The organism is Nocardia goodfellowii (assembly GCF_017875645.1).
Classification (GTDB): Bacteria; Actinomycetota; Actinomycetes; order Mycobacteriales; family Mycobacteriaceae; genus Nocardia; species Nocardia goodfellowii.
In genome coordinates, this window is record NZ_JAGGMR010000001.1 from 5105917 (window position 1) to 5126248 (window position 20332).

At 68.7% G+C, this 20332-nt stretch carries 17 protein-coding genes; 13 read left to right on the forward strand and 4 right to left on the reverse strand.

Annotated elements, in window-relative coordinates:
- Position 1: 1 nt before the first annotated feature.
- Together BJ987_RS23415 and BJ987_RS23420 are read right to left on the reverse strand one after the other, a co-directional pair.
- The gene (locus BJ987_RS23415) at positions 2–2158 is read right to left on the reverse strand and encodes an MMPL family transporter (protein ID WP_209893998.1); all 2157 of its coding nucleotides are present in this window, start codon (positions 2156–2158) and stop codon (positions 2–4) included.
- A gap of 112 nt (positions 2159–2270) precedes the next feature.
- Positions 2271–3740, reverse strand: a complete 1470-nt coding sequence (locus BJ987_RS23420) for an FAD/NAD(P)-binding protein (RefSeq protein WP_209894001.1) — start codon at positions 3738–3740, stop codon at positions 2271–2273.
- 159 nt (positions 3741–3899) lie between these two features.
- On the opposite strand from BJ987_RS23420, the gene BJ987_RS23425 reads away from it, so the two are divergent.
- Entirely contained in the window at positions 3900–5006 is a 1107-nt protein-coding gene (locus BJ987_RS23425) for a helix-turn-helix domain-containing protein (protein ID WP_209894004.1), read from the forward strand.
- Between the two features lie 6 nt (positions 5007–5012).
- On the opposite strand, the gene BJ987_RS23430 is transcribed toward BJ987_RS23425, so the two are convergent.
- Positions 5013–6215 carry a cytochrome P450 gene (locus BJ987_RS23430; protein WP_209894006.1) on the reverse strand — a complete coding sequence of 401 codons (1203 nt, stop codon included), beginning with the start codon at positions 6213–6215 and terminating at the stop codon, positions 5013–5015.
- A gap of 205 nt (positions 6216–6420) precedes the next feature.
- Here BJ987_RS23430 and BJ987_RS23435 point away from each other — a divergent pair, with 205 nt between their 5' ends.
- From BJ987_RS23435 to BJ987_RS23480, 10 genes are all read left to right on the forward strand, one after another.
- The gene (locus BJ987_RS23435) at positions 6421–7338 is read left to right on the forward strand and encodes an MlaE family ABC transporter permease (protein WP_209898931.1); all 918 of its coding nucleotides are present in this window, start codon (positions 6421–6423) and stop codon (positions 7336–7338) included.
- A 2-nt stretch (positions 7339–7340) separates the two neighbouring features.
- Positions 7341–8195: an ABC transporter permease gene (locus tag BJ987_RS23440; RefSeq protein WP_209894008.1), complete on the forward strand. Its 855-nt coding sequence runs from the start codon at positions 7341–7343 to the stop codon at positions 8193–8195.
- A gap of 5 nt (positions 8196–8200) precedes the next feature.
- Positions 8201–9208 carry an AAA family ATPase gene (locus BJ987_RS23445; protein WP_209894010.1) on the forward strand — a complete coding sequence of 336 codons (1008 nt, stop codon included), beginning with the start codon at positions 8201–8203 and terminating at the stop codon, positions 9206–9208.
- 34 nt (positions 9209–9242) lie between these two features.
- Positions 9243–10163 carry a DUF4129 domain-containing protein gene (locus tag BJ987_RS23450; protein WP_209894011.1) on the forward strand — a complete coding sequence of 307 codons (921 nt, stop codon included), beginning with the start codon at positions 9243–9245 and terminating at the stop codon, positions 10161–10163.
- Entirely contained in the window at positions 10160–10639 is a 480-nt protein-coding gene (locus tag BJ987_RS23455; protein ID WP_209894013.1) for a hypothetical protein, read from the forward strand. The genes BJ987_RS23450 and BJ987_RS23455 overlap by 4 nt, the downstream gene beginning before the upstream one ends.
- Positions 10640–10641: 2 nt before the next feature.
- Entirely contained in the window at positions 10642–11901 is a 1260-nt protein-coding gene (locus BJ987_RS23460; RefSeq protein WP_209894015.1) for a DUF58 domain-containing protein, read from the forward strand.
- The gene (locus tag BJ987_RS23465; RefSeq protein ID WP_209894018.1) at positions 11898–12440 is read left to right on the forward strand and encodes a hypothetical protein; all 543 of its coding nucleotides are present in this window, start codon (positions 11898–11900) and stop codon (positions 12438–12440) included. The genes BJ987_RS23460 and BJ987_RS23465 overlap by 4 nt, the downstream gene beginning before the upstream one ends.
- A complete protein-coding gene (locus tag BJ987_RS23470) occupies positions 12415–13425 on the forward strand; it encodes a DUF2156 domain-containing protein (RefSeq protein ID WP_209894021.1) in 1011 nt (336 codons plus the stop codon). Before BJ987_RS23465 ends, BJ987_RS23470 begins: the two co-directional genes overlap by 26 nt.
- Before the next feature lie 25 nt (positions 13426–13450).
- Positions 13451–14209 carry an HD domain-containing protein gene (locus BJ987_RS23475; RefSeq protein ID WP_209894024.1) on the forward strand — a complete coding sequence of 253 codons (759 nt, stop codon included), beginning with the start codon at positions 13451–13453 and terminating at the stop codon, positions 14207–14209.
- A gap of 78 nt (positions 14210–14287) precedes the next feature.
- Positions 14288–16567, forward strand: a complete 2280-nt coding sequence (locus BJ987_RS23480; RefSeq protein ID WP_209894027.1) for an MMPL family transporter — start codon at positions 14288–14290, stop codon at positions 16565–16567.
- Between the two features lie 8 nt (positions 16568–16575).
- Here BJ987_RS23480 and BJ987_RS23485 read toward each other — a convergent pair whose 3' ends face one another.
- The gene (locus BJ987_RS23485) at positions 16576–17292 is read right to left on the reverse strand and encodes an AfsR/SARP family transcriptional regulator (protein ID WP_209894029.1); all 717 of its coding nucleotides are present in this window, start codon (positions 17290–17292) and stop codon (positions 16576–16578) included.
- A gap of 279 nt (positions 17293–17571) precedes the next feature.
- Here BJ987_RS23485 and BJ987_RS23490 point away from each other — a divergent pair, with 279 nt between their 5' ends.
- Both BJ987_RS23490 and BJ987_RS23495 read left to right on the forward strand, forming a co-directional pair.
- On the forward strand, positions 17572–19182 hold the full coding sequence (locus tag BJ987_RS23490; RefSeq protein WP_209894031.1) for an aldehyde dehydrogenase family protein: 1611 nt from the start codon (positions 17572–17574) through the stop codon (positions 19180–19182).
- 10 nt (positions 19183–19192) lie between these two features.
- Entirely contained in the window at positions 19193–20329 is a 1137-nt protein-coding gene (locus tag BJ987_RS23495; RefSeq protein ID WP_209894034.1) for an acyl-CoA dehydrogenase family protein, read from the forward strand.
- The last annotated feature ends 3 nt before the right edge of the window (positions 20330–20332 follow it).

Here is a 20332-nt window from a genome sequence, read left to right on the forward strand (position 1 = left end):
ATCAGCCTACTTTCACCGGTGCGCGGCCCGCGGCGGTGGCGGCGACGGCTCTGGGCCACCAGGTCCGATCACCAAGAAGCAGCAGCAGCGCGGGCAGGATCACGATTCGGATGACGAACGCGTCGAGCAGCACGGCCGCCGCGAGCGCGAAACCCATCTGTTTCATCTCCATGATGTGCAGCGGGACGAAGCTGGCGAACACCGTCACCATGACGAACGCGGCGCTGGTGACCACTCCGGCCGAACCGCCGACACCGTCGAGCACGGCCTGCCGGGTGGACGCACCGTTGTCCACCGCCTCCTGGATGCGGCTCAGCACGAACACCTGATAGTCCATCGACAGGCCGAACAGAATCACGAACAGCAGCAACGGAACCCGGGAACCGATCGTGCCGGTCGAATCGAAATCGAGCAGCGACTCGGCCCAGGTGTGCTGGAAGACCACGGTCAGCAGACCCAGCGCGGCGCCCGCCGAGAGCAGGTTCAGCACCACGCCGACCAGACCGAGCACCACGGATCGGAATGCCACGGCGGTCAGGGCGAAGGTCATCATTAGCAGCGCCGCGATGATCAGCGGCAGTTTTCGTTTCTGGTGGTCCGGATAGTCCGCGTAGCGGGCTACGTCGCCGGTCACCGCGTAGTCGAGATCGCCGAGCGCGCCGATCGTGGCGGGCACATAGTCCGCACGTACGCGTTCCAGTGAACGCAGCGCCGCACTGTCGCTGACGTGATGCGGCACCGGTAGTTGGAGCAGGCTGACCCGCGCGTCGGCGGAGGTGCGCAGCGTGGCGGTACCGGTCAGCGCCGGGTCGGCCGCGGCTCGTCCGGCCAAGGCGCGCAGCGCGCTCGTGACCTCGGCGGCCCGGGCCGGGTCCGCGGCCACCACGACCTGATGCATCGACTTCAGTTCCGGGAAAGCGGCATTCAGATGATCGAAGGTCTGCATGGCGGGGAGGGAGCGCGGGTGGGTCTCCCGTCCCATATCGGTCAGGCGCAGGCCGAGCAGCGGTGCGGTGAGCGCGAGCATGGCCAACACCGAAACAGTCAGTGCGACAGCGGGTTTCGCCGCGATCCGGCGTAGGGCCCAGGCGGTGATCCGTCCACCCTCGCGCGCTTCGCGGTGGGCGGGCGTCTTACCGGCGGCGCGCCGCTCGGCGCGCTCGGTGAGCACGGTCAGCAGTGCGGGCAGCGCGGTCAGCGAACTGGCCACCGAGACCAGGGTGACCAGGATCGCGGCGGTCGCGATCGAGGAGAAGATCACGTCGTCGGCGAGATACAGGGTCGCCGCCGAGACCGCGACGGCGAGCCCCGACACGACGACGGCTCGGCCCGAGGTCGCGGCCGCTATCTCGACCAGCTCCCGGGAAGCCGGCCGGCCACCGGAGCGCGCGCGTTCCTCGCGCGCCCGCTTCAGATAGAAGAGGGTGTAGTCGACGCCGACCGCCAACCCGATGAGCAAGATGATGTTGGTGCCGACGCCGTTGTCCGGGAACAGATGCGATGCGGGCATGGCCAACCCGATGGCGGCGACGATGGACGACACCGCCAGCAGCAACGGCACCAGCGCCATGGCCACCGATCGGAAGACGACGAGCAGGGTGAGCAAGGTGACCGGCACGGCGATCATTTCGGTACGAACCAGGTCGCGCCCGCGCAACGCGTCGACCGCACTGCTGATCGAGGGGCCGCCGGTCTCCTCGATCAGCAGTCCGGGGTACGCCTGCCGTACCTGCTCGGTTTGTGCCCGCAACGCCGCCACGTGCCGATCGGCGTCCAACTCCGCACCGGCCATGGTCACATCGACCCGCATCGCCGTCCCGTCGGCGGAATACACCGGCGCGGCAACGGATTCGACTTCCGGCAGTGCCCGCATCCGGTCGGTGATCTCGCGCGCCGCGGTGGCCGCGGCCGCGTCCAACCGGGTCCCGTGGCCGGTGATCAACACGCGTTCGATCGGCTGCTGCTGCAATCCGCCCGAGGTGGCTATCGCCTCCCCGCGCCCGGCCTCGCCGATCCAGAAGTCCTCGGTCGCCGCGGGTTTCGTGCCGATACCGAGCCCGATCCCGAGACACAGCGCCACGAACACAAACCATCCGACTATGGCGAGCCAGGGCCGGCGCGCACTCCAACCGGCTATGGCTACCAGGTGATTTCGCATGCCCTGAATGCTGCTCGGTCACCGCCCGCCGCCGACAGCATCGACCGGTCGAACTTCGTGTCCACCGGTCGGTGGACAGCCGGCGGCAGCTACGTGCGTTGGCCAGAAGTTCTCACGCCGTCAGCAGGTGTGCCAATCGCTGAGCCTCGGCGGCCAGACCGGGCGGGTTGGTGGCGATGAACATGGCGTCGGCGGCCAGATTTCCCAGCACGTGCCAGGTCGGATCGGGGCGGCCGTGCACCAGCGGTGCGCGGGTGCCGGGGTCGGTCGACAGGCCGCCGGACGCGTGGAGTTCGACGGCTCCGGCGGCCAGCAGGGCGCTGAGCAGGGATTCGGTTTCCGCCGGTGTGGTGTAGGCGGGTGGATTGACGGCATTGACGACCACATCGGCGGTCCAGGCGCCGTGGTCGGCGATCGTGAAGCCGCCACCGGTGCGCGCCTCGATCTTCGTGACTCCGGTTCGCAGGCGCAACTGCCCGGAATCCAGCAGGCGCAGCACGATTTTCGCATTGTGCGGCACCATGGGGGAGCTGATGCTGTTGACGGTGCGGAAATGCCGATGGCGTAACAGGGTTCGATCGGCCTCGGGTAGCAGCGGCCATGCCGTCGGTCCGGTCACGCGAATGGCCATGGTGAGCAGGCGCGGGCCGTGCCCCGGCGAATCGACTTCCGCCAACTGCCGGCGTAGCCGGTCGACGGGTGGTTCGGACTCGGCGGCAAGGATCTCGGCGGCGAAGGCGTCGAAGTCCTCGCCGAGGTCGGCCAGTTCGGCGCGCATGAGTGCGACGAGGTGGGCGAAGGTGAGGCCGCCGTCGCTGGCCGCGGCGCGGATCGTCTCCGGGGTGAGGTGACGCAGCTCCAGTCGGACCGGGCGTTTCTGCACGAAAGGCAATGTCCCGCTTCGGGAAACGAAACTGATCGGGCCGGTGTGCCCGTTCGCCGTCAAGGCGGCCGCGATATCGACGGCGGTCAGTCCGCTGCCGATCACCGCGACATGCGCCGCGGCCGGGATTTCGGTGATCGTCCGAGCCAGGGGATAGGGCTCGTCGACATAGCCCGGTGCGCCGGTCAGACCGTAATGGTCCAGGGGGCGGCCGTTTCCGACGGACAGGACCGCTCGATCCACCGGCACCTGCCCGCCGTCCTCGGTGTACAGCACCGCGCCGCCGTCCTTCGAATGCTCCGCCCGCGCGAACCCGGTGACGCGGGCGTTGACGACGCTCACTTGCCAACCGGCCCTACGTAATACGCCGATGGCGGTGCGCGCGGTGTCCTCCAGATAGTCGCCGTAGCGCGCACGCGGTACCAGGATCTGGTCCAGCGACTCGTCGCGATACTTCGCCACATCGGTGCGGGCCGCCAGCCACCGCTGGTAATGCTCCGGATCCGCGGCCCGGATCGACATGAGCATGGGCGGGGCGTTGACCCGCACCGCCTCGATATCCGGCTGATACGGCCGCCCGCGCCACAGCGCGGACGAGCCGTCGAAAACCGTGATGGTTCCCGGCTTTCCACCTGTCGCCGCGAGTGCGTCGAGCAGTCCGACTCCGGCCGCTCCGGCCCCGACGATTCCGATACGCATGGCATTCCTTTCCGAGCACCCCGATGGTGCGTTGACCAGCGTCATCGCCTTCGGCTCCGGGTCACATCCCCCGATTGAGGGGAATTTCCGCGCCACAGCCCGGGTTCCCCCTCGAATGAGGGATGGCGGACCGGTGTGCAGCCCAGCAGGATTTCCACCATGAGCACTCGCAACGCGGTCCAGGCACTGCTGCACGACATCGCGAGCGCGCCGGACTCGCACACCCTGTTCGCGAACGCTTCCACGCGGCTGCGCCGCCTCTCGCCCTTCGACGCCGCCGTGTGGGTTGCCACCGACCCCATCAACGGTTTGACCACCGCACCGGTGCGAGTGGAGAACCTGCACGAGGGGGGTTGCGGAACATATTGGGAATCCGAGCTTTTCGCCGAGCATGTCAACCGCTTCCGTGACCTCGCGCAGGCTCAGGTTCCGGTCGCCGGTCTGCGCGCCGTGACCGAGGGTGACCCGGCCCGGAGCCCGCTCTACCGGAACTTCATGCGGCCCCGCGGTCTGGAAGACGAGTTGCGCGCGGTCTTCCGCGTCGACGGCCAACCCTGGGGGCAGCTCAGTCTGTTCCGCGAACGTGGTCGCGCCGATTTCGACGAGGCCGATATCGCGCTGGTCACCGCACTGTCCGCGCCGCTCGCCCAGCGGCTGCGTTCCTTCGTCCAACCCTCGACCACACCGACCCCGGAGGACACCACCCAGGCACCCGGGATGTTGCTGTTCGACGCGGACGGAAACCTGGTGTCGCTCAATGACGAAGCCCGGGACCTGCTCGCCCGGATGCCGCCGGGTCCGTCCACCACGACACCGCTCGGCATCGAATTACCGCTGCCGGTGTGGATTCTCAGCACCGCCGGCCGGGCCCGGCTCACCGGCGGCAGCGCCCGCATCCGCATCCGTGCCACGACCGGACGCTGGCTGGTCTGTCACGCGTCGTGCCTGCGCGGCGCCGACGGCACCGGCGGCTCGACCGCCCTGGTCATCGAGTTCGCCAAACCCTCCGAGATCGCGGCTCTGGTGACCGCCGCCTACGAATTGACCCACCGGGAACTCGACGTCATCGAACTCATCGCCCGCGGCTTGCCGACCGGAGACATCGCCGCCCGACTGCACCTGTCCCCGCACACGGTCCGCGACCACGTGAAGGCCATCTTCGACAAGGTCGGCGTCACCAGCCGCGGGGAACTGGTCGCGAAACTGTTCACCGAATTCCAGCAACCCTTCGCCGCGCGAAACACCGTCCGCGTCGAACGGAACTGAGCCCGGCTACCAGGTCACGAGCAATTCTTCCGGGCCGCGCACGAGTAGCCCGCGCTTCCACGGCACCTCGTCGAGCGGGACGGCCAAGCGCAGACCGGGGAATCCGCGCAGCAGCGAACTCATCGCGACCTGAAGTTCCAGGCGAGCCAGTTGAGCGCCGAGACAGTGGTGCGCGCCGTGACCGAAGGCGATGTGCGGGTTGCTGATTCGAGTGAGGTCCAGCTCTTCCGGCTCGGCGAAGACGGATTCGTCCCGGTTCGCGGCCTGCGTGTTGACGAACACCGCCTCGCCCGCCCGGACCGTGACGCCGCTGAGGGTCACGTCCTCGGTGGCGATCCGCGCGAAGGCCCCGCCGGAACCGAGTTGCACGTGCCGCAGCAGTTCCTCGACCGCGCGCGGCACCAGGTCGGGCTCGCGCCGCAGCAGATCCCAGTGTCCAGGCTCGCTGAGCAGCACGTAGGTGAAGTTCGCGATCTGGTTGGCTGTGGTCTCGTGCCCGGCGATGAGCAGGCCCAGACCCAGGTTGACCAGTTCGGTCTCACTGAGCCGGTCATCGTTGTCACGCGCGGCGACCAGTGCGCCCAGCAGGTCGTCGGCTGGTTCGGCGCGGCGCTGTGCGATCAATTCCGCCAGGTAGGTTTCCAGCTCGGCCCTAGCGGCCGCGATCTGCGTCCGGGTGTAGGCGGTGGTGGACAGGATCGCGTCGGAGAAATCCCGGAATCGATGCTGGTGCTCGGTGGGCACGCCCAGCATTTCGCAGATCAGCGTGACCGGCAGCGGCAACGCGAGCTGCCGTACCAGGTCGGCGGGCGGCCCGGACGCCGCGATCGCGGCGAGATGCTCATCGACGATCTGTTGGGCGCGGGGACGCAGTTGCTCGACCCGGCGGCTGGTGAACGCCTTGGCGACCAGCTTGCGCAGCCGGGTGTGTTCCGGCGGGTCCATGCTGAGTAGCGAATCACCGCGCGGGGGCTCGGGTGTCGCGCGGGGCAGATCCTCCCGGTCGACGGCCCGTGCCCGGCTGAATCGCGGATCCGCCAGCACCAGCCGGACATCGTCGTAGCGGGTGACCAGCCAGCCCTCGCCGCCGTAGGGGAGCTGGATTCGTGCCACCGGTTCCGTTCGGCGTAATCGTGCCAGCAACGGATCGATGTCGAGCCGGACCGGCTCGCCGAATGGGTACTGCCGAACCTCGAAATCGGTGGTCATCGCGCTCTCGCTTCCGAATTGAGCGGGCCCTACTGACGAAATCGTTTCCCTAGCTAAATTAAACGCCCTGTCGCCGTCCGTCAACGACGAATGCCGTTACGCGGCTTGGCAATCAGCTTCCTCGTTGCGAGGTGCTGGACAAACCCACATCTTGTGACATACTTGCGGTCGGTGGACGACCGAAAGTTGGTTGATTGACGTGAGTATGACGAGTCCGGGCACGCGCCCGCCCGAACAGGTTCCGCCGCAACCTGATTCGCCGCCGGGTCCACCGGCGCGGTCGAGCGGGCGGATCGACGGCTATGGCCAGTCGGTCCGGGATGGCGCGAGCACCTTCTGGAACGAGCACCCCAAGCGCGCGGTGGATACCTTCGGCCGGCAGCTGTCCATGGGGCGGGAATTGATCGTCGGTCTGATCGTGTCGCTGGTTCGTGGGCAGTTCAACTGGCGGGAGTTCGTGCGCCAGTGCGGGTTCATGGCCAGCGTGTCGGCGATCCCGACGATGATCGTCGCGATTCCGGTCGGTGTGGTGGTCTCGCTACAGGTCAGCCTGGTCATCAAGCAGGTCGGCGCGGATTCTTTCGTCGGCGCCGCGGTCGGCATCGGCGTGGTGAAACAGGGTGCGCCACTGGTCACCTCGCTGATGATCGCCGGTGCGGTCGGCTCGGCCATCTGCGCGGACCTGGGCTCGCGCACCATCCGCGAGGAGATCGACGCGATGCGGACGATGGCGGTGGATCCACTGCAACGGCTGGTCGGCCCGCGCCTGCTCGCGGCGACGGTCGTCAGCACACTGCTCTGCGGGCTGGTGGTCTTCGTCGGGTTCGCCGCCACCTACGGCTTCTTCATCTATGTCGACGGCGGGACACCGGGGTCGTTCCTGTCCGCGTTCGTCGGGTTCGCCAACTCCAATGATCTTTTGATCGCGTTCTTCAAATCGGCGCTGTTCGGCGTCTTCACCGCCATTATCGCCGGCTATCACGGCCTGCACGCTCGCGGCGGCCCGGCGGGCGTGGCCAACGCCGTCAACGCGGCGGTGGTGCAGTCGGCACTCGTGCTCTTCGGGGTGAACGTGCTGATCTCGCAGATCTACAACTCCCTCGTCCCGAGTCAGCTGGGGTAATCATGGCCGCCACACATACGCCGCCGTTGCTGCGGCCCGCCCGCGTCCTCGCCCGGCCCGCCCGGGTGCTGGCCACGATGGGGCATCAGGTCTACTTCCTGATTCGCGCACTCGCCGCCATCCCGATCGCCATCCGGCACTACTCCCGGGAGATCAGTCGCCTGGTGGGCGATATCAGCTGGGGTAACGGAACATTGGTCGCAGGCGGCGGTACGGCGGGCGTGATGGTGGTGATCTGCGCGTTCGGCGGCATGACCCTCGGAATCGAGGCGTTCACCAACCTGGACCTGCTGGGCATCGGCCAGGTGACCGGGGCGATCTCGGCGCTGGGCAGCACCCGGGAGATCGCGCCGATCCTGGCCACCGAGGCGTTCATCATCCAGGCGGGCTGCCGGTTCACCGCGCAACTGGGCGCCATGCGGATCTCGGAGGAGATCGACGCCCTGGAGTCCATCGCGATCCGGCCGATGCCCTATCTGGTGACCACGCGCATGCTGGCCAGTGTCATCGTCGCGGTGCCGCTCTACGTTGCCGCGCTAGCGGTTTCGTACCTGTCCACCGAACTGACGGTGGCGTTGATCGGCGACGTGCCCGGCGGGACGTATCGGCACTACTTCGAAATTTTCGCCGTCTCCTCGGACATGCTCTATTCGATCCTGAAGGTGGTCGTCCTGGTCATGCTGACCATCTTCATCCAGTGCTACTACGGCTATTTCGCCACCGGCGGCCCGGAGGGCGTCGGGGTGGCCGCCGGGCGGGCGATCCGGATGTCGATCATCGTCGTCGTGACGGCGAATCTGTTCATGTCGCTGGCCATCTGGGGCACCGCCGTCGGCACCGCGCGGTTCACGGGGTGAACGCGATGTCCGAGGCGGCGCCGGCGCACCGCGCTCTCGACGAATTACAGCGGGTCATCGTGGGCAGGCGCGAAGCCCTCGGCGTGATCATGGCGACGATCCTGGCGGGCGGTCATGTCCTGATCGAAGATCTGCCCGGCCTCGGCAAGACCATGATCGCGCGGTCCTTCGGCGCGGTGCTCGGACTGGAGGTGAAGCGGATCCAGTTCACGCCCGATCTGCTGCCCGCCGACGTCCTGGGGTCGACGGTATTCAACTCCGGCACAAGCACATTCGAATACCGGCCGGGACCGATCCGGACCAATATCCTGATCGCCGACGAGATCAACCGGACGCCGCCGAAAACGCAGTCCGCCCTGCTGGAGGCGATGGCCGAAGGTCAGGTGAGCGTCGACGGAATTACCCGGCCCTTGCCGTCGCCGTTCCTGGTACTGGCGACACAGAACCCGATCGAGCACGAAGGCACCTACGAGTTGCCCGAGGCACAGCTCGATCGGTTCGCGACCCGGCTGCGGCTCGGCTATTCGACCGCGGGGGAGGAGAAGTCGCTGCTGCGCCGGCGGATGGAGCGCACCGGGCAGGCGCCGCGGGCACGGCAAATCCTCGACGCCGGCGCGGTCCTCGGCCTGCGGGACGCGGTGGACGCCGTCACCGCGCACGACGACATCCTCGAATACATCGTCGCGCTGGCGCGCGCCACCCGGACGCATGTGCACGTGGCGGTCGGGGCGAGTCCCCGGGCCGAACTCGACTTGCTGCAGCTGGCACGCGCGTACGCGCTGCTGGGCGGCCGCGATTTCGTCGTGCCCGAAGACGTCAAGGCGCTGGCCGCGACAACGTTGTCCCATCGCATCACGCCGCGACCGGAATCGTGGGTGCGCGGCATCACCGGCGAAACCATCGTCGCGGAGGTGCTCGGGCGTGTGCCCGCGCCGCGGCTGGCCGGATCGCGGCACACCGAACCCGCGGACAGCGAGCCGCCGCGACTGATCGGTTCGTCGGTCGCTCCCTAGGCCCCGGGGCGCGGGTAAGGACGGAGGTGTGCGGATGACGCTTCGAGTGCTGGTCATGCTGGGGCTGCTGGGTGTCACGGTCGTCGCCGTCGGCGGCTATCTGCCCGCCGCGGAACCGCCGTCGCCGCACCAGGATTCGCCTGCGGAGCGATCCGTTGTGCCGTTGGCCGCGGTCTCCGTGATCGCGCTGTTCCTCATCGGCCTCACCGTGCTCGCGTACCTGCGCCGTCCGCCGGTGCCGGTGCTGGCGGGGAACGCCGACCAGTCGGCGGGAGGCCGCGGGCCGATCCGTTTCTCCGGCCGGGATCTGTTCGTCGCCGCGGTGGTCTGCCTGGCTCTGGCCCTGCCACTCGGTGTGGCGATGGTACTCACGCCGCGCGGGCCACTGGCCGCCGAGACCCGCCCGCCGGAACGCACGCAGCCGCCCGAATCGGTTCGGGGCGAACCCGTTTCCGCGGCGCCGACGCAGCGGGACCGTCGCTCCGAGGAATCGCCGCTCGCGGGGGTGGGTGTGGTCGCGGGGTCGGTGCTGCTGGTATCGCTCGGCGCGCTCGTCGTCGTCGCGGTGCGGTCGGCACGTCGAGCACCGGTGACCGCGGTGGCCGACGAGCCGGTAGCGCTGCGCGAGGTGGTGGCCCGGGCGACGACGTGTGCGCTCACCGAAATGTCGGAGCCGCACCATGATCCGCGCGGTGCCGTACTGGCCTGCTACTACGCGATGGAGCGCGAGTTCGCCGGACTGCCCGCGGTGGCTCCGGTCGCCTCGGATACGCCGTCGGAGGTGCTCGGCCGCGCCGTGCGGGGCGGGGTGGTGAGCCGTACGGTGGCGACCCGGTTGGTGACGTTGTTCGCGGTGGCGCGATTCAGCGGCCACGTCATGGGCGAGCGCGACCGGATCGAAGCGGCCGCGATTCTGCGGGCCGTGCTAGAGGAGCTGGACAGGGGACGGCGATGAGCTTCGATCGCACGGTGGCCGCCGCCTCGGTGCTGGTGTGCGGCGCGCAGATCGCCGCGCTCGCACTGGCGCGGCAGGCCGTTCTTCCCGTCGCGGCCGCGGCGCTGGCGCTGCTGGTCGTCGCGGTCGTCGCGGTCGCGCGGTCCAGTTCGGCCCCGGAGCCGGCCGGCGTGGACCGCGGGCCCGCCGACGCCTTGCCGCGCTGGCGGTCCCGCGTCGCCCTGCTGCTGGACTACGCGGAGGGCACCCAGGCGGAATGGGACCGCCATATCCGCCCGTTCCTGGCCCGGGAATTCCAGCTGGCGCTGGGCCATTACGGCACGAACGAGGCCGAGGCGACCGAGGCGGCCGGTAGCGCGTACTTCGGACCGGAGCTGTGGGAGTGGGTGCGTCCGCACGCGATATCGGACGCGGCGGAGCCAGGACCGGGCCGGGCGGTGTTCGTCGCCGCGGTCGAGCGGCTGGAACGACTATGACGATGCTCGAATCAGACACTGCCGCAATAGATCTCAGCTGGCGCCCGGCACCGGCGGCGGTCGCCCTGGCCGGCTGCGCGGGCGTGGTGCTCGCCGTGGCGGTACTGTACGGCGCACCCCAGCTGGTGGCCTTCGCGGCGCCGCTGCTCGGCGTGCTCACGGTCCAGCGCCCGATCGCCGTGCGGCTCGTGGCCGCCGACTCCGGAAACGGCCTACCGCATATCGTCCGCTGTCTCGAAGCCGAGCAGATCGAGGTGTGCCTGGGCATCGCGGTACGGGGCCGGGTGCGGGTGACGGCGCGGATCCTGACTTCCGCGGGAATGGAAACCGAAACACTCGGCGGCAGCGAAGATTCGGTGCGAGCGCGGCTGCGTGCGCCGAGCTGGGGCCGGTATCCGGTGCGGGTCGAGGTCGCCGCCGTTACCGGCGCCGGGTTGCTGCGCGGCACCGCGGTGTGTCAGCCGATGTGGCTGCATGTCTATCCACCGATCGTTCCGCAGCGCATGCCGCTGCCCGGCGACCCGCCTCGCCGGCGTACCGGCGCGCTCGACACTCGATTCCGTGGCGACGGTATCGAGTTCGAGGACATCCGCGGCTACGTTTCGGGCGACAGTCTGCGCTCGATCAACTGGCCCGCCACTGCCCGGCGCGGCAGCGTTCAGGTGACCGAACGCCGCTTGGCGCAAGCACAGGACGTGGTGCTGCTGTTCGACGGCACGCGCCAGCGGCCGGGCCCCGCGCCCGAGTCGCTGGATCGCGCGTTGCGCGGGGCCGCGGAGCTGGCGCGGTCGGCGCTGCGCGCCGGGGATCGAGTGGGCGTGGTGTGCCTGGGCGACCGAACTCGGTGGCTGCCCGCCCGCAGCGGTGCGCCGCGCATCCACGCCATCGCCGCCTGCCTGCTCGACCCGGACGATTCCGGCGTGACCCGAGAACAGGGCACGGGCCCGCCGGTGTCCGCGGTTCCCACCGGTGCGCTCGTCATCGCGTTCTCCACCTTGACCGACACCGACTGCGTGGCGGCGTTGATCGGTCTGCGTAAGCGCGGTCATCGCGTGCTGGCGGTGGATGTGGTGGGAGAGAACATGTTTCGCGACGAAACCGAGCCGCTGATCGGCCGGTTGTGGTCGCTGGAACGGGCCGCGATGTACCGGGATCTGGGCGCGGTCGGCATCGAGGTGGTGGCGTGGGGTGCGGCGCCGGACATCGCCGATGTGCTGCGCGTGCTGCGGCGGCGCCCCGCGCGGTATCGGAGGTTCCGGTGAAGCACACGGATATCGTGGCGGCCGCGGCGTTTTCGGTGCCGCTGGCGGCGGCCGCCGGTTCAGGGACGGGTCTCGCGGTACTTGCCGCGCTGGCCGCGCTGGGTCTGGCCGGGTTGCGCAACGCGGCGTGCGCGTACCTCGCGGTGGTCGGAACGGCTGCGACACTGGCTGTTTCCGGCGGCGGCAGTGCGGTGGCGGCTGTCGCCGGTGCGGGTGCGACGGGGTATCTGACGGCGAGCCGGTCCGAGGGTGCGTGGTCGCGGGCCGAGTTGCCCGACCTGCTGGCTCCGGCGTCGGCCGCCTGCGCCTTCGGTGCGCTCGCGGTCGCGGTCAGCGCCGCACCGATGCACCTGCCGTGGGCGCCGCTGGCCGCCCCCGTGGCGGCGCTCGTCATGGTGGCGCTACCGCTGCGTGCCATGCGGGCCACCCCGCGGCGCGGTGATTTCAGGACCACGTCAGCGGTGTCGATCACGCTGAATCCCGACCCGCACCGTCGAGCCACGGAGGAAAGCAATGGCGACAGGTCACACGATCGGTGAAGCGGCACACGATGATCCGGACCGGGCGGCGATCGACGCGATCGCGGCCTACGCGGACCATCCGAGCGCGTTCATCGCCTGCAACGACGAGACCAGTCACTACTTCGCGCCCGGCCTGCCCGGTGTCGTGCCGTACCGGGCGCGCGGCGGGACGGTCCTGGTCTTCGGCGGCCCCTTCGGACCACCGGGGGCGCGCGAGCGATTGCTCGAGCATTTCCGGCGCGATGTGGTGCGCCGTCGCCGCATCGTCGCGGTCCAGGTGCGACCCGGTGATGTCGAACTGTTCGCCCGGCAGGGATTCACGGTGAACCAGTTCGGCTGTACCTACGGAATCGACCTGAGCGCCTTCACCAGCAAGGGCAAGCCGCTGGCCAAGGTCCGCCAGAATGTCTCCCGCGCCGCCCGCGAAGGCACCACCGTGCACGAGCTCGCACCCGGTCTGCGCGGCGACGAACTCGATGCCATCGATCGGCAGTGGTTGCGCGCCAAAGGCTGGCACGTCAAGAAGCTCGACTTCATGGTCGGCCAGCGCGAGGGCCGCGGCGCGGAAGCGCGCCGGCTGTTCGTCGCCGAGCGGGCGGGCCGGATCACCGGGTATGTGTCGTACTCGCCCGCCTACGGTTCCCGGCCGGGCTGGCTCTACGATCTCACCCGGCGCACTCCCGAAGCCTCGGTCGGCACCATCGAGCTTGTGAATCTCACTGCGCTGCAACAGTTCAAGGCCGAAGGCGCGGGCTGGCTGCACCTGGGCCTCACGCCGTTCGCCGGCATCGGCCCGGACGATCACGCCTCGGGCAACGGGCTGGTGCGGTGGATGATCCGGACCCTGTCCGAGCGCGGGGCATTCGTGTATCCGGCGGCCAGCCAGCAGGCGTTCAAACGAAAATGGGCGCCACACGTGATCGAGCCCGAGTACCTGGCCTTCGGCGGCGGGCCGCGCCCCAGTTCGGTGTGGCAGCTGCTGCGGGTCACCAATTCGATCTGATCCACCAACAGAACGGAGAAAACCCATGTCGCACAACGAGTCCGGTGATGTCGGACGGCTGGACCGCCGGGCGAAGCTCGGCTTCGCCCGGCGCGCGGCCGCGGCGCAGCTGGCGGGTCTGCCCAGCGTCGTCCGCGCCGGTCTGGGCCGCGGCGGACGGGGCGGCGGCGTGGAATTGGCCGACGCGCCACCCGACAGCCGGTTCACGCGGGAGGCGCGGGACCTGGCCGAGGCCTGCTACAGCCGCGAGCTCGAACAGCACGCGCTGCGGTGCTGGTACTTCGGGGATATCTTCGCGCAGCTGGACGGTCGCGTCTACGACGCCGAACTGCTCTACGTCGCCTGTCTGCTGCACGACGTGGGTTTGACCGAACGGCATCGCCCACGCCCGGACGGTGCGTCGTGCTTCGCCGTGCACGGTGCCGAGGTGGCCCGCGCGAGCCTCCTGGACTGGGGCGCGGATGCCGTGTTCGCGGAGACGGTTTCGCAGGCCATCGCCTTGCACATGGATGTCAGCGTGCCGGTGGAGCGCGGTATCGAGGCGCACCTGCTGCACGCGGGCGCGCATTTGGATGTGGCGGGCGTGCGCAGTGGTGAGGTACCGCGCGCGGCGCTCGTGGAGGTGATCCGGGCGCACCCGCGCGACGGATTCGTGCCGCTGTTCCTGGATGCCATGCGGCGCGAGGCCCGCGAGCGTCCGGACTCGCGGGCGGCGGTGCTGTGGAAACAGGGGATGCGCCTCCCGGTTTCGCTGAATCCACTCGATCGCCTCTCGACAAGCTGACATACTCGGAGTAGGTTTACCGACTGTCGGTCGGTGGATGCCGAGCCGACCGTCCTACGACATCCCAGGGGGTTCCGCATGGTGCGCGTCCAACTGCTCACCAGGTTCGCGCGCTTGGCCGCGCGTGCGCCGCGCGCGGTTCTGCTCGCGGCGCTCGCGGTGCTGGTCGTCGCGGGCGGCTACGGCATTCCCGCGAGCCTCGAGTTGCCCGCCGCCGGATACGACGTGCCGGATTCGGAATCGGCCCGGGCGGACCAGGTGCTGGAAAGTGCTTTCGGTGCGGGCGGATACACCATGGTGTTCACCGTGCGCGCCGACGCCGGTGTCGACAGTCCGGCCGCGCGTGCGCGTGCGGAGACCGTAGCCGCAGCCCTGCGGGAGTCGCCGCACATCCGCAACGTGCTGTCCTACTGGACCGCGCCCGCCCCGTTGAACACCGCGCTGCGCGGTACCGACGGCGCGGCCGGGTTGGTGGTGGCGCGGATCGCCGGTGACGACGAGGAGGCGACCGTCCGGGCGCGGGCGCTGGCCGATCCGCTGGTCGGCGCCCGCGACGGGGTGGAGGTCGCCGCCGGTGGCCAGGCGATGACCTACTCCGAAGGCGGAGATCAGTCCAAACGCGACCTGTTCCTGATGGAGGCCATCGCTTTTCCGCTGACCTTCCTGGCACTGGTGTGGATCTTCGGCAGCGTCACCGCGGCCTCCTTGCCGATGGCGGTCTCGGCGGTGGCGGTCGCCGGGTCCGCGGCCGCGTTGAGCCTCATCGACAAGATGACCGATGTCTCGGTCTTCGCGGTCAACCTGGCCACCGCACTGTGTTTGGCGCTGGCCATCGACTACACGCTGTTCATCGTCAACCGCTACCGCGAGGAACTCGCGAACGGCACACCGCCGGAAGCTGCCCTGGTGCGCACGATGAACACTGCGGGCCGCACCGTCACCTACTCCGCGTTGACCGTGGCACTGACGATTTCGGCCATGGTCATCTTCCCGCAGTACCTGGTGCGCTCACTGGCCTTCGCCGGGCTGGTCAGTGTGGTGTTCTCGCTACTCGGTTCGCTGCTCATCGCACCGGCGTTGCTGGTGGTGCTCGGACCGCGCATCGACGCACTGGACATCCGGCGGCCGATCGCCCGGCTGTTCGGACGGACCGTGCGCGACCAGCACGTCTCCACGGAAAACCATTGGTACCGGACGGCGATGTTCTCCATGCGGCACGCGGTGCCGGTGGTGGGTGTGATCGGCGCCCTGCTGCTGGTGCTCGCCCTGCCCGCCCTCGGCATGAAGCTCGGCTACCCCGACGACCGGGTGCTGCCGGCTACGGCGTCGGCCCGCGCGGCCGGGGACACCTTGCGGTCGGACTTCACCAGAAACTTCGCCGGGACGGTCTACATCGTGCTGCCGGAGGGAGTCACGAACCCGCAGGCGTTGAGCGGTTACGCCGAAAACCTTTCCCGGGTACCCGATGTCGTGGCGGTGTCCGCTCCCGGCGGGTCGTATGCGGGCGGGAGCCTCGTATCACCGGCGACCTACGATTCCGCGATGCGCGCGGACGCGGCATACCTGACGGTGGCCACCACGCTGGATCCCTACTCGGACGCGGGCAAGCGGCAGCTGGACGCTTTACGCGCGGTGGGCTCGCCCGCACCCACGCTGTTCGGCGGTGTGGCACAGCGCAATATCGACAATGTCGCGGGCATCACCGACCGCACGCTCTACGTGCTGGCCGGCATCGCCGTGATGACCTTCGTGCTGATCTTCCTCATGACAGGTTCGCTGGTACTCCCGATCAAGGCGCTGCTGATGAACGTGCTGTCGCTCGGTGCGGCGTTCGGCGCGCTGGTGTGGCTTTTCCAGGACGGCCACCTGGGCGCCCTGGGGACGACCGCCACCGGGCAATTCACCGCCTTCATCCCGCCGTTGCTGGCCTGCGTCGCGTACGCGCTGGCGATGGACTACGAAGTGTTCGTGCTCTCCCGCGTTCGCGAGGAATGGCTGAAGTCCGGCCGGACCGCGGCGGACAACGAACGCGCGGTCGCGCTGGGTCTGGCACGTACCGGGCGCATCGTCACCGCGGCGGCCGCCGTGATGATCGTGGTGTTCATCGCGATGAGCGCCGGGCAGGTCTCGTTCATGCGCGGGCTCGGTGTCGGCCTGGCCGTCGGGGTCGCGCTGGACGCTTTCCTGGTGCGCCCCTTGCTCGTTCCGGCGGCGATGCGCCTGATGGGACGATTCAACTGGTGGGCCCCCGCGCCGCTGGCACGCTGGCACGACCGGTGGGGGCTGACCGAACTTGAGACCGTGTCGGAATCGCGCCGCGCCCCCGCGCCGGCGCCGGTCGCGGCGGTGGCGGAATGACCGGCCCGTTACGCGCAGTGCTCGGTGCCGAGCGACCGGATCAGGCTGGGGTTGGGCAGGATTCCGAGCTCGTCCCGCAGCAGGCGTTCGAGGCGATGGTAGGAAGCTATCGCCTCGGCATCGCGCCCGGTACGCCGCAACGCCATTATCAGCATTTCCCACAGCCGCTCGTTCAACGGGTTCTCGGCAATGAATTTACGGGCGGTGAGGATTATTCGATCATATCGTTCGAGAGTCATCCAGGTAGTGAGGAGGAGTTCCTGCGCATGCGCTTTCGAAGCATACAAATCATCGGAAAAGCTCTGCAGTAGAGCGCTGTCCGTCACGTCTCGAAGCGCTTCGCCACGCCATAATCCGAAAGCATCCTCCACCATGCTCGCTACCACCGACGGTGTTTTCGGTGCCAGTCCGGCCGCGTGCTCGACGGTATCCATGAATCGCAAAGCATCGATACGCTCACGGGGAATGTCGAGCCGATAGCCGGCGACGCCGACAGTTTTCACCACATCGGCGGGTGCGCCATGGGATTTGAACCAGCGCCGCAGCCGGGCGATATGCGCGTGCAGCGCGTTGGTGGAGTTCTTGGTCGTCTCGAACAGGCCGAGCGCGTCCGTCAACTCGTCGCGACCGACCGTATTGCCTTGCCGTGCAACCAATATGGCCGCTATACTGCGCAGCTTCCGGCCGTCCATAGGGTAGGCGGTGCCGTCGATCACCAGCTCCACCGGTCCGAGAACATCGATTCCGATCCGCACAACACCCCCGAAGATCTCAGACCCGAACTAACCCCGACAGACGCCGCCGCCTCCATCGCACACGGTATTTTTCCGCACTCCTCTTGTCAATTGTGACGGCTCACCAACGAACCGTTCTGACAGTGTGCCGAGTGACCCCGCCCTCGAATTTCAGTGCGATTTCAGTGTCGTCTCGTACTGTCCCTCGGGATGGGATCGATCATGCTCCCCAATATTTTCCAGGGGTTGCTGAACAGAGGTTGGTGCGGTATGTCGAGTGGTGGATCAGGAGTGGATATTCCGTCGTTCGGAAGTTATGTCGAGGGCCGGGAATTAGCTGCGGACCAATGGGTTTACGTTCCGGTAACCCGGGCGCTGCTCACCGATTCGTTCACGAGCCTCACCGTGAAACGAAAGCTGGACAGCGGCGAGCTCAGCGAATCCGCAGCGACCCCGGATATCTTCGCCGGACGCGTCGCGGTCGCGGACGCCGGCGTGGTCGCCGAGGCCTTGCGCGCGGCCTCGGACGCGGCGCGGGTGTGGCGCTCGGCGCCGTTGTCGACCCGGGTGGACGACCTGCTGGAGGCGGTGCGCGCCAACATCATCGGCAAGACCGAGACCATCGAGCGGATGATGACCTACGAGGGGCACCCGCTGGAGCTGGCCCGCTGGGAGATCGCCGGTTGGCTGGAAGCGCTGACTCCCTTGTCGCGCAGCTTCTTTCGGGCCGAGCTGCACAAGGAATTCGACTATCAGGGCCGGCGGCAGATCGTGCGGCGCCGGCCCGACGGCGTGGTGTGCGTGAATCCGCCCGCCAACGCGCCGATGTCGAGTGTGATCTTCGCGGCGACACTGAGCATTGTCGGCGGCAACGCGGTGGTGGTCCGGGCGCCCCGATCGGTGCCGCTGGGGGCGATGTGGGCGATCCGTGAAGTGCTCGCCCCGGCGCTGGCCGAGGTGGGCGCGCCACCGGGCACGGTCAACGCCGTGTGCGGCGATCCGGAGCCGATCCTGCAGGCGTGGCTGGACAGTCCGCTGGTACACGACGTGATGTACTTCGGCAGCGTCGCGAACGGACTGGCCTTCGAGAAGCGTTGTGTCGCAGCGGGTAAGAAGCCGGTGCTCGAACTGGCGGGCAACGACACCGTGGTCGTCTGGTCGGACGCGAACCTCGAGCACGCCTCGGAGGCGCTGCTGGAGAGCTTCTTCGGCTCCGGTCAGCTGTGCATGATTCCGAACGTGGTGCTGGCGCACCCCGCGATCGCGGACGAACTGATCGCGCTGGTCGCGAAGAAGGCGCAGGCGCTGCGGCCCGGGCACCCCGACGAGGAAGGCGTGTTGCTCTCGCCGGTCCTGCGCCACGACGGTTTCCACCGCTGCCTGGCCGACGCGCTCGAGCGGGGTGCGCGATTGGTGATCGGGGGTGGCGGCATGCACCTCGATGGCACACCGAGCGACAGCGGCTATTTCTTGCAGCCCACCGTGGTGCGCGTCGACGGGCTCGCCGGGGCCCGGTCGCTGGAGGCGGTGGCGCACGAGACATTCTTCCCGCTGCTCCCGATCGTCGTGCCCGCCGAGGATGACGACGCGACGTTGCTGGAAGCCTTCGTCGAATTCGTGAACTCGAACCTCTACGGGTTGCGGAATTCATTGTGGGCGCGCGACCAGGCGGTCATCGATCGCTACCTGGATCACGTGAGCAACGGCGGACTGCTGAAGGTCAACGATTCGCATATCGCGTTCTCGGCTCCGCTGCCCTCACACGGCGGCACCGGGCGCACCGGCGGCGTCTTCGGCGAAGCGAACTACCCGGTGTTGCGCACGACCCATGTCCAAGGCGTGTCGATCCTGCCCGCCGATACCGCGCCCAGATATCGATAGGAGCCCGATGATGCGCAGTTTGGACGACGCCCGCGCCGTCTGCGAAAAGCACCTGCCCGGACTGTATCCGGCGTTGGCGAGCGCCCCGCTGATGGAATGGGAACGGCCCGGCAACCAGGGCCTGGACCTGTTCCGCAAGTTCGGCGGGCCCGGCCTGCTCATCCCCGCCGAGTACGCCGGTCACGGCGTGACTCCGCTGGAGGCGCTGCGGATCACCCAGGCGATCGGTTCGTGCGCGCCCTCGCTGGCGGTGGCGAGCACCATGCACCACTTCTCGGTCGCGACCATCTTCACCCTGGCCGCGAGCCTGCGCGCCAGTGGCTTGGAATGGGCACTGCTGGAAGGCATTTCGGATCAGAACCTGTTGGTCGCGTCAGGCTTCGCCGAGGGCAATCCGGGACAGGGCATCCTGACGCCGACGCTGCGGGGCGTACCGGCCGCCGGCGGATTGACGGTGCACGGCTCGAAGAAACCGTGCAGCATGGCGCGGTCGATGGACCTGTTCTCGGCGAGTGTCGCGGTCCCGGGGGCCGACGGCGCGGAGTCCGCGGCGGTCATCCTGATTCCGGCGTCGACGCCGGGGATGTCGGTGCATCAGTTCTGGGCGAGCCCGATATTGGGCGGAGCCGAGAGCGACGAGGTGCGCCTGACCGACGTCTTCGTGGACGAGCGGCTGCTCATCCCGATCGGCACCACCGCCGACGGTGCGCTGGACGAACTGCAGACCGTCGGGTTCATCTGGTTCGAAATGCTGATCACGGCGTGCTACCTCGGAATGGCCACCGGGCTGGTGGAGCGAGTCTTCGCGGATTCCCGGCTGGGCGCGGAACGCCTTGCGGCGCTGGGCATCCGGCTGGAGACCGGCGTACTGCTGCTGGAGCGGATCGCGGCGTCGATCGCCGCGGGCCGGACCGGCAACGCCGAGCTGGCCACGGCGCTGGTCGCTCGCTACGCCGCCGTGGAGGCGATCAACGACGTCGTCACCGCGGCGGTGGCCGCTCTGGGCGGTCTGGCCTTCATCACCGATCAGGAGGTGGGCTACCTCGCCTCGGCGTCCCGGTGCGCGGGCTTCCATCCACCGTCCCGCTCGGCGATGAGCGAAGCCTTGGCCGCCAGCTTCACCGGCGCCGCGTTACGGATCGAGTGAGGA

Coding starts and splice junctions, on each gene's coding strand:
- BJ987_RS23415 (WP_209893998.1), bottom strand. CDS start 2,158: ATGCGAAATCACCTGGTAGCCATAGCCGGTTGGAGTGCGCGCCGGCCC.
- BJ987_RS23420 (WP_209894001.1), bottom strand. CDS start 3,740: ATGCGTATCGGAATCGTCGGGGCCGGAGCGGCCGGAGTCGGACTGCTC.
- BJ987_RS23425 (WP_209894004.1), top strand. CDS start 3,900: ATGAGCACTCGCAACGCGGTCCAGGCACTGCTGCACGACATCGCGAGC.
- BJ987_RS23430 (WP_209894006.1), bottom strand. CDS start 6,215: ATGACCACCGATTTCGAGGTTCGGCAGTACCCATTCGGCGAGCCGGTC.
- BJ987_RS23435 (WP_209898931.1), top strand. CDS start 6,421: ATGACGAGTCCGGGCACGCGCCCGCCCGAACAGGTTCCGCCGCAACCT.
- BJ987_RS23440 (WP_209894008.1), top strand. CDS start 7,341: ATGGCCGCCACACATACGCCGCCGTTGCTGCGGCCCGCCCGCGTCCTC.
- BJ987_RS23445 (WP_209894010.1), top strand. CDS start 8,201: ATGTCCGAGGCGGCGCCGGCGCACCGCGCTCTCGACGAATTACAGCGG.
- BJ987_RS23450 (WP_209894011.1), top strand. CDS start 9,243: ATGACGCTTCGAGTGCTGGTCATGCTGGGGCTGCTGGGTGTCACGGTC.
- BJ987_RS23455 (WP_209894013.1), top strand. CDS start 10,160: ATGAGCTTCGATCGCACGGTGGCCGCCGCCTCGGTGCTGGTGTGCGGC.
- BJ987_RS23460 (WP_209894015.1), top strand. CDS start 10,642: ATGCTCGAATCAGACACTGCCGCAATAGATCTCAGCTGGCGCCCGGCA.
- BJ987_RS23470 (WP_209894021.1), top strand. CDS start 12,415: ATGGCGACAGGTCACACGATCGGTGAAGCGGCACACGATGATCCGGAC.
- BJ987_RS23475 (WP_209894024.1), top strand. CDS start 13,451: ATGTCGCACAACGAGTCCGGTGATGTCGGACGGCTGGACCGCCGGGCG.
- BJ987_RS23480 (WP_209894027.1), top strand. CDS start 14,288: ATGGTGCGCGTCCAACTGCTCACCAGGTTCGCGCGCTTGGCCGCGCGT.
- BJ987_RS23490 (WP_209894031.1), top strand. CDS start 17,572: ATGTCGAGTGGTGGATCAGGAGTGGATATTCCGTCGTTCGGAAGTTAT.
- BJ987_RS23495 (WP_209894034.1), top strand. CDS start 19,193: ATGCGCAGTTTGGACGACGCCCGCGCCGTCTGCGAAAAGCACCTGCCC.